The following is an 11,740-nucleotide window of genomic DNA, read 5'->3' on the forward strand; positions in this document are numbered from 1 at the left end:
TGAGCAATGTCGTGCTCTCCTTCAGTGCCTGCGAGAAGCCACCGTCGAAGTGCGAAAGTGATGATAATAGTTATCAGTATCATCTGTAAAGCACTTTGTTGAGAATTTTTCTCATTACCATACTGACTATAGGGTTCCTGCCAGCTTCATTGCTGTCAATAGCAGGCTTAATGTCCTACCGGGTTAAACAACCTATGACTGTAGAAATCCGGGATCGCCTCAATCAGACGTAGCTGGCTTAACGCGGGATGTAGCGGATTAATCAGCGCATTACGCATGCTGCCAAATGGCTTAACCGTGCTGGTCGGAACCCAGATCACCAGCGATTGCCCTGCGTTCAGGCGGCGCGATCCCAGCGCTTGCACGTCCGGCATAAATGGATAGCGATGCCAGTCTTCAGGCAGCATGTCCAACGTGATGGATTCTTGTGGGACGTCATCTGGCAGTTCATATACGCCCAAACGATAGCTGGCGGGCAGCAACTGCGGCGAAGGAAGATAATTGCCCATTTCCAGCATTGCGACAGCGGGCGTTTCACTGAAATAGAGCACTGGCGTGTTGGGCTGATTGAAACGCGCACCGTGCTGGAAACTTACCCCCGTTTGTCCTGAAAACGCCTCCAGCCAGACCGCTTTAGTAATACGGTAAAGCCTCATATAAATTCGCCGTATTCAATACGATTCAGCGCGTTATCAACCAACTGACGCCCTTTGTGCGTATCCAGCATTTCCGCCGGCGTTTTCCCGCCAAAGGCCGGAATGCCGCTCTCCATCCACAGTTGCGCCTTCGCTTCATCTTCAAACGTCGTCATGGCTTTCAACCACAGACGGAACGTCTCCAGCGCGGCCTCCCCCTGCTCCAGCGTTAAATGCTTACGGCGGAATAAGCGGGATATATTAGACGGATCGACGGACAGTGCCGAACCGATCAGCTTACGGCTTAGCCCGCTGGCATCCGCACCGCGCTTCAGCATCGCGCCGGAGATCCCACCGCGCACGACATTAACGAACATCAACGGGTCATGGAAAACGCCATCAGGCAACTCAGCTTCACGAGCAAAGTTTTCAACTTTAAGACTGATTTCTGCATTCATAGTTATTCCCTCGTCATTATGACTTAACTATAGCATTCATTATGACGTTTTCAATCATTCGTCTGGTGGCTCAAACGGTTGGAAAGTCGCCAGACGCGCATAACAAGAGTGGGGAGGATGCCAAGAGTGCGATACACTCTGTGTATAACCGTCTTGACTGAAAAATCCCGTATGTTCGGAAAAACCTGTTTCGCACTGGCACTCACCTGGCTGGCATTGCCTGCACTGGCCGCACCGTCGTCCGTGCTAACGCCGCCTGCTCCGCTGGAAAATATTCACCAGAGCGGTTTCGTCTATTGCGTCAATGATGTCCTGAACACATTTAACCCGCAGATGGCACGCAGCGGTGTCACCATTGATACGCTGGCGGCACAGCTTTACGATCGCCTGCTGGATGTCGATCCTTATACCTATCGTCTGATGCCAGAACTGGCTCAGCGCTGGGAAGTCTTAGACAACGGTTCGACATACCGCTTCTACCTGCGCCGCGATGTGCCGTTTCAGCACACCGCCTGGTTCAGCCCAACCCGCAATATGAACGCCGACGACGTCATATTCAGCTTCCAGCGCATGCTGGACGAAAAGCACCCGTATCATGATGTCAACGGCGGCGAATATCCCTATTTCGACAGCCTGCAATTCGCCGATTCGGTGCAAAGCATCCGCAAGCTGGGCGAGTACAGTATTGAGATCCGGCTCAACAGCCCGGACGCCTCTTTTCTCTGGCATCTGGCCACGCACTACGCGCCGATTCTGTCCGCAGAATACGCGCAGCGTCTGGCGAAAGAGGACAAAAAGGAACTGCTGGATCGCGAACCGGTCGGTACCGGTCCCTATCTGCTCGACGAATACCGCAACGGGCAATATATTCGCCTGACGCGCAACGGTGACTACTGGCGCGGCCTGCCGCGCATGCGGCAGGTCGTTGTCGATCTCGGCTCCGGCGGGACAGGCCGCTTATCCAAGTTGCTGACCGGTGAATGCGATGTCCTCGCCTATCCGGCGGCCAGCCAGTTGACGATCCTGCGTAACGACCCACGTCTGCGTCTCTCGCTGCGTCCCGGCATGAACGTCGCCTATCTGGCCTTCAACGTGCGTAAGCCGCCGTTGGACGACCGCCGCGTGCGGGAAGCTATCGCACTGGCGATCAATAACGACAGGCTAATGCAGTCAATCTATTACGGCACGGCGGAAACGGCGGCGTCTATTCTGCCCCGTGCGTCGTGGGCGTACGACAATGAATCACAGATTACGGAATATAACCCGCAAAAAGCGCGACAAATCTTGCAGGAACTGGGGCTGACTAACCTCAACCTGCGCCTGTGGGTGCCCAGCGCTTCACAGTCCTACAACCCCAGCCCGCTGAAAACCGCAGAGCTGATACAGGCCGATCTGGCGCAAATTGGCGTCACCGTGACCATCGTTCCGGTAGAAGGCCGTTTTCAGGAAGCGCGGCTGATGGAGCTTAGCCACGATTTAACGCTGGCAGGCTGGGCAACGGACAGTAACGACCCAGACAGCTTTTTCCGACCACTGTTAAGCTGCGCGGCGATACGCTCCCAGAGCAACTACGCGCACTGGTGCGATCCCACGTTTGATGAAGTGCTGCAAAACGCGCTCTCGTCACAGCAGCTTTCTAAGCGGATTGACTATTATCAGCAGGCACAGCGCATTCTGGCAGAACAATTACCCGTTCTGCCGCTGGCGTCGTCATTACGACTGCTGGCCTACCGCTACGACATGAAAGGGCTGGTATTGAGTCCCTTCGGCAACGCCTCGTTCGCGGGCGTCTTCCGCGAAGACCAACAGACGCAGCAGAAGCCTTCTGCACCGGAAACCGTGGAGGAAGCACAGCCGTGATTATCTTTACCTTGCGACGTCTGGTGTTACTAATAGTGACCTTGTCACTGCTGACGCTGGTTGGCTTTAGCCTCAGTTACTACACGCCCAACGCCCCGCTCAACGGCGCAGCGCTGTTTGATGCCTACTACTTTTACCTCACCAGCCTGCTCCAGGGAGATTTCGGTCGCTCCAGCATTAACGGACAGGCCATCAGCGAGTTATTGAAAGAAGTGTTCCCGGCCACGATTGAGCTTTGTCTCTTGGCATTTGCGCTCTCGCTGCTGGTCGGTATTCCGCTGGGCATTACCGCTGGCGTGATGCAGAATCGCGGCGCGGACATTGTGATCAGCACGCTGGCGCTCATCGGCTTCTCCCTGCCGGTGTTCTGGCTGGCGCTGCTGCTGACGCTCTTCTTCTCGCTGCACCTCGGCTGGCTGCCAGTTTCAGGCCGCTTCGACCTGCTCTATCAGGTGAAGACCGTCACCGGATTTGCACTGATTGACGCCTGGCTGTCAGATTCGCCGCATCGCGGTGAAATGATCGTCAGCGCCATCCGCCACCTAATTTTGCCGATTACCGTGCTGGCCGTCGGGCCGACCACCGAAGTGATCCGCCTGATGCGCGTCAGCACCACGGAAATTATCGGCAAAAACTACATTAAAGCGGCAGCGACTCGTGGGCTGTCACGCTTTACGATCATTCGTCGCCACCTGATTCACAACGCGCTGCCGCCGATTATTCCCAAACTAGGGTTACAATTTTCCACCATGTTGACGCTGACGATGATTACCGAAGTGGTCTTTAACTGGCCGGGTATCGGTCGCTGGCTGGTGAACGCCATTCGCCAGCAGGACTTCGCTGCGATTTCTGCGGGCGTAATGGTGGTTGGCGCGATGGTCATCACGGTCAACATCCTGTCCGATATTTGGGGCGCCATGGCAAATCCGTTGAAACATAAGGAATGGTATGCCCTACGATAACGTCTATAGCGAAAAACGGCTGCCTAGCCGACTGGGCGATACCTGGAGAGCATTCCATCAGGATATGCTGGCGATGATCGGGCTGTACGGTTTTCTGATCCTGATCGGCCTGTGTCTGTTCGGCAAATTTCTCGCGCCTTATGAAGTTGACCAGCAATTTTTGGGCTATCAGTTGCTGCCCCCTTCCTGGTCGCATTACGGCGAAGTATCGTTCTTTCTTGGCACCGACGATTTAGGCCGCGATCAGTTAAGCCGCTTGCTGAGTGGTGCAGCGCCAACCGTCGGCGCGTCGCTCATCGTCACCTACGCGGCGGCGCTGTGCGGCATCGTACTGGGCGTCTTTGCGGGCGTCACCCGCGGGCTGCGCTCTGCGATGCTCAACCATATTCTGGATACGCTACTGTCCATTCCGTCGCTGCTGCTGGCAATTGTGGTGATCGCTTTTATCGGGCCCAAACTCGAGCACGCGATGCTCGCCGTCTGGCTCGCGCTGTTGCCACGTATGGTGCGTACCATCTACAACGCCGTGCACGATGAAATGGACAAAGAGTACGTGATTGCCGCCCGCCTCGACGGCGCTTCCACGTTTTATCTGGTGTGGTACGTCGTGCTACCGAACATCGCCGCACTGCTGGTTTCCGAATTTACCCGCGCGCTGTCGATTGCCATTCTGGACATCGCCGCGCTGGGCTTTCTCGATTTGGGCGCGCAGCTGCCGACAACCGAATGGGGTGCCCTGCTTGGCAACTCGCTGGAGCTGGTTTATGCCGCACCGTGGACCGTGATGCTGCCCGGCGCGGCTATCGCGCTGAGCGTGTTAATCGTCAACCTGCTGGGCGATGGCCTCCGCCGTGCGCTCGTCGCAGAAACGGAATAAGAGGCGACGACTCCCTATGCCATTACTTGATATCCGTAACCTGACGATTGAATTTTTGACCGCCGACGGCGCGGTAAAAGCCGTCGACCGCGTCAGTATGACGCTGAGTGAAGGGGAAATTCGCGGGCTGGTCGGCGAATCCGGCTCCGGTAAGAGCCTGATCGCTAAAGCCATCTGTGGGATCACCAAAGAAAACTGGCGCGTGACCGCCGATCGCTTCCGCTTCGATGATATCGACCTGCTGCAACTGTCGTCGCGCGAGCGACGTAAGCTGGTCGGCCATAACGTCTCCATGATTTTTCAGGAGCCGCAATCCTGTCTCGATCCGTCCGAAAGTGTCGGTAAGCAGCTGGTACAGGCGATTCCGGGCTGGACGTACAAAGGCCGCTGGTGGCAGCGGTTTAACTGGCGCAAACGCCGTGCGATCGAACTGCTGCACCGCGTCGGGATTAAAGATCACAAAGATATTATGGGCAGCTATCCCTATGAGCTGAGCGACGGCGAGTGTCAGAAGGTGATGATTGCTATCGCGCTGGCGAACCAGCCGCGTCTGTTGATTGCCGATGAACCGACCAACGCGATGGAATCCACCACGCAGGCGCAGATTTTCCGCTTGCTGTCGCGCCTGAACCAGAACAATAACACGACGATTCTGCTTATCAGCCATGACCTGCAAACCATGAGCAAATGGGCTGACCGGATTAACGTACTCTATTGCGGGCAAACGGTGGAGAGCGCCACCTGTGAAGATTTGATCACCGCGCCGCACCATCCCTATACGCAGGCGCTGATTCGCGCAATGCCCGATTTCGGTCGCTCGTTACCGCACAAAAGCCGACTGAACACCCTGAATGGGGCGATTCCGTCGTTAGAGCACCTGCCGATTGGCTGCCGGCTTGGTCCGCGCTGCCCGTATTCACAAAAGCAGTGTATGCAAACGCCGCCGCTGCTTTCGGTTAAGAACCACTTATATGCCTGCCACTTCCCGCTCAACATGGAGGAACCGTAATGGTTGAGATGCTGCTTGAAGCCCGCAACCTGACCAAGACGTTCCGCTATCGGACCGGGCTATTCCGTCGCCAGCATGTCGAGGCGGTGAAATCCGTCAGCTTTACGCTGCGTGAACGGCAAACGCTCGCCATCATCGGCGAGAACGGATCGGGGAAATCAACGCTGGCTAAAATGCTGTCAGGCATGATCGCGCCGACGTCCGGCGAACTGGTTATCGACGATCATCCCCTGCATTACGGCGATTACCGCTATCGCAGCCAGCGCATCCGTATGATTTTTCAGGATGCGAGCAATGCCCTCAATCCGCGCCAGCGCATCGGGCAACTGCTGGATGTCCCGCTGCGGCTGAATACCGATCTCAGCGCCGAAGCACGTGAAAGAGCGATTAATCAGGCGCTGCATCAGGTCGGGCTACGTCCCGATCACGCCTATTACTATCCGCATGCGCTCGCACCGGGGCAAAAACAGCGCGTCGGTCTGGCGCGGGCACTGATCCTGCAACCGAAAGTGATTGTCGCCGATGAGGCGCTGGCATCACTGGATATGTCTATGCGGTCACAGATTATCAATCTGATGCTGGAGTTACAGGAAAAGCACGGTATCTCTTATATTTACGTGACGCAGCATCTGGGCATGATGAAACACATCAGCGACCAGATTCTGGTGATGCAGGCTGGCGAAGTGGTCGAACGCGGCAGTACCGCCGATGTGTTGTCCGCCCCGCTCCATGACCTGACGAAACGTTTGATTGCCAGCCACTTCGGCGAAGCACTCAGCGCCGACGCCTGGCGACGCGACGGCGCACAACGTTAATCTCCGCGCACCACGGCAGCATCCCACGACAGCCACAGGACTGTGGAAAAAGGCGGATACTGCTCGGAGTACCCCTACCGTTCCCAACATGGTAGAATCGCGCGGTTTATTCATCTCGGTCGTCACTTGCCACGTAGGTTTACGGGTACAAAGGTGGCGATCGCAGCAACAATGATCACAAGGATTACTGCTATGGGTTTTCTTACCGGTAAGCGCATTCTGGTAACAGGTGTTGCCAGCAACCGTTCTATTGCCTACGGTATTGCACAAGCAATGCAGCGCGAAGGTGCCGAACTGGCCTTCACGTATCAGAACGACAAATTGAAAGCACGCGTTGAAGGCTTTGCCAGCGAACTGGGTTCCAGCATCGTTCTGCCGTGTGATGTCGCTGAAGATGCCAGCATCGAAGCACTGTTTACCGAACTGGCTAACGTATGGCCGAACTTTGATGGCTTCGTGCACTCCATTGCTTACGCGCCGGGCGACCAACTGGACGGTGACTACGTGGATGCCGTTACCCGTGAAGGTTTCAGCATTTCTCACGATATCAGCTCTTACAGCTTCGTCGCGATGGCGAAAGCCTGCCGTAAAATGCTGAACCCGAACTCTGCGCTGGTTACCCTGTCCTACCTGGGTGCTGAGCGTGCCATCCCTAACTACAACGTAATGGGTCTGGCAAAAGCGTCTCTGGAAGCGAACGTTCGTTACATGGCGAATGCGATGGGTGCTCAGGGCGTGCGCGTTAACGCCATTTCTGCGGGCCCGATTCGTACACTGGCTGCATCCGGCATCAAAGACTTCAAGAAAATGCTGTCGCATTGCGAAGCCGTTACACCAATCCGCCGTGTCGTTACCATTGAAGACGTGGGCAACTCTGCTGCGTTCCTGTGTTCCGATCTGGCAGCCGGTATCTCCGGTGAAGTTCTGCACGTTGACGGTGGCTTCAGCATCGCTGCAATGAACGAGCTGGAACTGAAGTAAGCGAGTTTTCTGCTTGTCTTATGCCCTGGCCTTGCCGGGGCATATTTTTTCTACCGTCAATACCTGATGATTACGCGGCACAGTTCACAACCTGGACCGAATAATCCTTATCCAGCAATTCAAACCTATAATTCCGCTGCGAAGAGAAAATAATCTCTCGTACTTTTGTCACAAATATCGCTTCGATATCCGGTCGATTTTGTAGAAAATTAATGCCTGCGCTGATGCCCATGCCATAAAGCAGCGTGGTGTAGATATCGCCGTCGAGAGAGTCGTTCGAGATGACCGTGACGCTGTGCAGTTCATTATCCAGCGGATAACCCGTCCGGGGATCGATAATATGATGATAGATACGATCGTCCACGGTAAAAAAGCGTTCATAGACGCCGGATGTCACCACGGATTTGTTCTTCACCTTAATAAGGCCCAGCAGGCTATCGCGATCCGCGAAAGGCTTCTGCAACCCGACGCTCCATAGCCCTTGCTCATCCGTCAGTGCGCTGCCGATAGCCAACACGTTTCCCCCCAGATTGATCAGCGCATCCTGAATCGCATGTTGATGCAGCACGTCCCGGACGATATCGGCAATATAGCCTTTCGCAATCGCGCCCAGGTCGATCTCCATTCCGGCGCTTTCAAGCAACACGGCGCAGTCCTGCTCTCTGAGAATAATACGTTCGGGATGTGTTAATGCCAGCGCCCGTTGTATCGATTCCATGTCAGGCACCGTGCTGCCGCTAAAACCGATTTTCCATAGTTTCACGACGGGGCCAATCGCAACATTAAAGCCGCTGTTTTCAATCAGACTCACCGCTTTGGCGCGTTTAATCAGCTCAAAGACAACCGGGCTGACCGAAACGTACTCTTTTCCCGCCGCATGGTTGATGCTCATCACTTCCGACTGCGCTCGATTAACGGTTAGCCGATCTTCGAGCTGTTTGATGCGTTGGAAAACCTGCCTGACGGCGGTTTCATCATGGACAAACAGTTTGAGCAGAATCGGGCTGCCCATCAGGTGAACGGAATAGGCATAGGCGTTATCGACAGAAGGCATACGGTGACTCCCATGATCGAATGGCGGTACAGAGAGGAAACGGTCGGAAAATCGCGAGCGCCCTTTGAGACGCCCGCCATCAGCCTTACTCTTTTATCACGTTCTTTTCTATCACTTACTCTGCGACCAGTATCGGCTGCTTTTCTGCCGTTTTTGCCGCCGCTTTCGCAAACCTTGCTTTACGAGATTTCGTGGGAAAAACGTCCGCGCGACGCGGTGCCCGCGCATAGGCCGCAGCCTGAACCCCCGCCTGAATGCCGAAGATAATGATATCCGCTACGGCGTTGCCGCCAATGCGGTTCGCCCCGTGAATACCGCCAACCACTTCCCCGGCGGCATAAGCGCCGGAGATCGTCTCTTTATAGCGGTTCAGCACTTCCGCTTTCTCGTTGATGGTGACGCCACCCATCGTGTGGTGCACGCCCGGTGCCACCTTAATCGCGTAGTACGGTGCCTGATTCAGTGGATCGCGCATCCCCGTGGTACGGCCAAAGTCTTCATCGTGTTTGTCGGCGATAAAGGCATTGTAACGTTCGAGCGAGGCGTGCAGCGCAGCTGGCGGCATATCGAGCTTGTCGGCCAGTTCAGCGACGCTGTCCGCGCTGACGGTCAGCCCCTGTGCGACATATTCTTCGACTGCCCGATTGCGATTTCTGACCTGCTCGTCGAACAGGATGTACGCGTACTCTTCCGGCAGGTTGACGATGGCGGACGAGACGTTATCCCGCGTCTCCATTTCGTTAAAGAAACGTTCTCCGCGCTGCGACACCAGAATAGCCCCGCCGCCGCGAATGGATTCGGAGATCAGATAAGACGTCGTCTGCTCAACCGTCGGATGGGTTTGAATTTCCCCCATGTCCACCGTATCTGCACCGATCTGTTCCAGCAGGCGAATGCCGCCGCCCGTTGCGCCTTTATGGTTGGTGGTGACGAAACCTTTCAGGTCCGGGCGGTATGACTCCACCATCGCCTGATTGGCACTAAAACCGCCTGTCGCGACAATCACCGCTTTTGTCGCAATCAGGCTCGCTTCCTGCTCATCATTGACAACTCTCACAGCAGTAACCTTGCCCTTCTCCTGCACAATTTCGGTTACCGACGTTTCCAGCAGCACCTCAATATTGTATTTATTGAGGTTCTTAATCAGCCCGCTGACCAGATAGCCGCCCACCGCTGCGCCGTTGGCAGGCCGATGCGTTCTGTCAACGCTCATACCGCCCGTCGTGGTGATGTCGCTCAGCTCAATATCGTGCTGCGCCAGCCAGTTAATCGCGTCAGACGCATGATCGACGAAGTATTGCACCAGCGCAGGATTGTTCTTCTGTTTGCCACTTTTCAGCGTTTCGTCATAGAACAGCGCTTGGCTATCTTCGATACCTTTATTTTGCTGGAAGACGGTTCCCGCCGCGTTCATACCGGCAGAGGCCTTGATGGTATTGCCGCCGATGACGGGCATCTTTTCAATGACGATAACGCGCGCACCCTCTTCGCTGGCCTGAATCGCCGCTGCGAGCCCTGCGCCGCCGCTGCCAATCACCACCACATCCGCTTCGCGACGTGCGTCTGGGTTGCCGCCGTCGGCAATAATGGCGTCTTTGCTCGATTTGACCATCGCCTTGGTAACGGCTTTTTTAATCGCTTCACTCTGTGCCGTTGCGCCCGTTACGGCATCCACGTGGGGGCTATTGGTATCCAGAATACGTTCGCGGATAATTTCAAAACTGATTTTCAGTGAATCATCAATTTCGCTATTCTCCAGCGCAATGTCGGCGACCCGATTCTGCTCAAAATGAACATGAATTCGCAGCTCGCCACATTCATCCTGAACGTTTTCCTGATAAACCCCAGATTTAAATTTTTTGCCGGTTAAATTCACGTCCCGAATCATGGCTTCAACTAATGAAAAACGCCACAGCGGTTCAGGAATCGTTAATGCTTCACGTTTATCGCTGGCAATATAAAGTTCGAGTTTTTCCTGTTCGGCAATACGATCTGTCCAGTCTGGATAAGCAATACAGGCTCTGCCGACGGCAATCAGGTCATAACCATTTTCCAGCGCTGCATCGGCGTCTGCCTGATTGACAATATCCCCTACGCCAATAACCGGAATCGCCGCTAATGTCGCGGAACGGCGGGCAACATATTTTTTAATCAGCGGCGTCGGGTCGTTTGTCTCGACAATGGACGAGCGCAGAATATTTCCCATAGAGAAATGAACGTAATCCAGCCCGCGCACCGCCAATTTTTCCAGCAAATAGAGTGAATCATCAAAATGAATGCCGGGTTCTTCGATCTCTTCCGGCGAGAAACGATAGCCGATAATAAATGCAGGATCGGCGTATTTATCCGCGACCTCATGAACGATATCCAACACCGCTAGCGGGAAGGCCGCACGATTGTCACGACTGCCGCCCCATTTATCTGAGCGTTGATTAGAGTGTGGAGAATAGAACTGTTGGATCAGGTAGGTATTCGCGCCGTGAATTTCCACGCCATCAAAACCCGCCTGAATGGCACGATGAACGGCATCGCCAAACTTGTCGATCATGGCGTCAACCTCGTCGCCCGACAGCGCGACTGGAACGATGGCACCCGCGCGCGGCGCGGCAATAGCACTCGGGGCAACGGGCGTCGCACCACCGATAAAACGCGGTTCGACCATCCGGCCACCGTGATAAATTTGCAGGATCGCCGTCGAGCCTTTTTCTTTAATCGCCGTCGCAATTTTGGCCAGTCCGGCAATTTTGTCGTCGTTGTCGATTCCTATCGCGCCGGGAAAAGCCAACCCTTTGTCATCAATAAAACAGCACTCCACAATCACGGTGCCGATGCTGCCTGCCCTGGCCTGATAATATTCCACCAGCTCTTTGGTCACGCTCCCATCGTAAAATCCACTACAGGTAGTCATGGGTGCCATCAGCACCCGGTTTTTCAGCGTCGCGCCGTTGGGGAGTGTAAAAGCGGCAAATAGATCATGGTGATTATTCTTCATAGCGAATACTCCACTTAAAATAAAAACTCTGTTCGCGAATGATTCAGAAGCCGCCATGTTTGTTTTTATTAATTTTTCTGGCTGATAATTTGCGAAC

At 54.8% G+C, this 11,740-nt stretch carries 10 protein-coding genes; 6 read left to right on the top strand and 4 right to left on the bottom strand.

The annotated features are described in order from the left end of the window. Positions 1-167 precede the first annotated feature (167 nt). Positions 168-656, bottom strand: coding sequence for an RES family NAD+ phosphorylase (locus H4F65_RS04010; protein ID WP_010276746.1), 489 nt, complete (start codon positions 654-656; stop codon positions 168-170). Next, positions 653-1,093: a type II RES/Xre toxin-antitoxin system antitoxin gene (gene parS, locus H4F65_RS04015; protein ID WP_010276743.1), complete on the bottom strand. Its 441-nt coding sequence runs from the start codon at positions 1,091-1,093 to the stop codon at positions 653-655. The genes H4F65_RS04010 and parS overlap by 4 nt, the downstream gene beginning before the upstream one ends. 171 nt (positions 1,094-1,264) lie before the next feature. On the opposite strand from parS, the gene sapA reads away from it, so the two are divergent. From sapA to fabI, 6 genes are all read left to right on the top strand, one after another. Continuing rightward, entirely contained in the window at positions 1,265-2,953 is a 1,689-nt protein-coding gene (gene sapA / locus H4F65_RS04020) for an ABC transporter substrate-binding protein SapA (RefSeq protein ID WP_010276740.1), read from the top strand. Next, positions 2,950-3,915, top strand: a complete 966-nt coding sequence (sapB, locus tag H4F65_RS04025) for a putrescine export ABC transporter permease SapB (RefSeq protein WP_010276736.1) — start codon at positions 2,950-2,952, stop codon at positions 3,913-3,915. Before sapA ends, sapB begins: the two co-directional genes overlap by 4 nt. Beyond that, a complete protein-coding gene (gene sapC / locus H4F65_RS04030; RefSeq protein ID WP_010276734.1) occupies positions 3,902-4,792 on the top strand; it encodes a putrescine export ABC transporter permease SapC in 891 nt (296 codons plus the stop codon). Before sapB ends, sapC begins: the two co-directional genes overlap by 14 nt. Before the next feature lie 16 nt (positions 4,793-4,808). Next, entirely contained in the window at positions 4,809-5,801 is a 993-nt protein-coding gene (sapD, locus tag H4F65_RS04035; protein WP_010276732.1) for a putrescine export ABC transporter ATP-binding protein SapD, read from the top strand. Next, on the top strand, positions 5,801-6,616 hold the full coding sequence (sapF, locus tag H4F65_RS04040; RefSeq protein WP_010276730.1) for a putrescine export ABC transporter ATP-binding protein SapF: 816 nt from the start codon (positions 5,801-5,803) through the stop codon (positions 6,614-6,616). Before sapD ends, sapF begins: the two co-directional genes overlap by 1 nt. 192 nt (positions 6,617-6,808) lie before the next feature. Beyond that, entirely contained in the window at positions 6,809-7,597 is a 789-nt protein-coding gene (gene fabI, locus H4F65_RS04045) for an enoyl-ACP reductase FabI (protein WP_010276729.1), read from the top strand. A 70-nt stretch (positions 7,598-7,667) separates the two neighbouring features. Here the strand turns inward: fabI and H4F65_RS04050 are convergent, their stop codons facing one another. Both H4F65_RS04050 and H4F65_RS04055 read right to left on the bottom strand, forming a co-directional pair. Then, positions 7,668-8,651 carry an FAD:protein FMN transferase gene (locus H4F65_RS04050; protein ID WP_010276727.1) on the bottom strand — a complete coding sequence of 328 codons (984 nt, stop codon included), beginning with the start codon at positions 8,649-8,651 and terminating at the stop codon, positions 7,668-7,670. 115 nt (positions 8,652-8,766) lie between these two features. Beyond that, positions 8,767-11,643: a flavocytochrome c gene (locus H4F65_RS04055; protein ID WP_010276725.1), complete on the bottom strand. Its 2,877-nt coding sequence runs from the start codon at positions 11,641-11,643 to the stop codon at positions 8,767-8,769. Positions 11,644-11,740 lie beyond the last annotated feature (97 nt).

Source organism: Pectobacterium brasiliense (assembly GCF_016950255.1).
GTDB lineage: Bacteria > Pseudomonadota > Gammaproteobacteria > Enterobacterales > Enterobacteriaceae > Pectobacterium > Pectobacterium brasiliense.

Coding starts and splice junctions, on each gene's coding strand:
- sapF (WP_010276730.1), top strand. CDS start 5,801: ATGGTTGAGATGCTGCTTGAAGCCCGCAACCTGACCAAGACGTTCCGC.
- fabI (WP_010276729.1), top strand. CDS start 6,809: ATGGGTTTTCTTACCGGTAAGCGCATTCTGGTAACAGGTGTTGCCAGC.
- sapD (WP_010276732.1), top strand. CDS start 4,809: ATGCCATTACTTGATATCCGTAACCTGACGATTGAATTTTTGACCGCC.
- H4F65_RS04010 (WP_010276746.1), bottom strand. CDS start 656: ATGAGGCTTTACCGTATTACTAAAGCGGTCTGGCTGGAGGCGTTTTCA.
- parS (WP_010276743.1), bottom strand. CDS start 1,093: ATGAATGCAGAAATCAGTCTTAAAGTTGAAAACTTTGCTCGTGAAGCT.
- H4F65_RS04055 (WP_010276725.1), bottom strand. CDS start 11,643: ATGAAGAATAATCACCATGATCTATTTGCCGCTTTTACACTCCCCAAC.
- sapA (WP_010276740.1), top strand. CDS start 1,265: ATGTTCGGAAAAACCTGTTTCGCACTGGCACTCACCTGGCTGGCATTG.
- H4F65_RS04050 (WP_010276727.1), bottom strand. CDS start 8,651: ATGCCTTCTGTCGATAACGCCTATGCCTATTCCGTTCACCTGATGGGC.
- sapC (WP_010276734.1), top strand. CDS start 3,902: ATGCCCTACGATAACGTCTATAGCGAAAAACGGCTGCCTAGCCGACTG.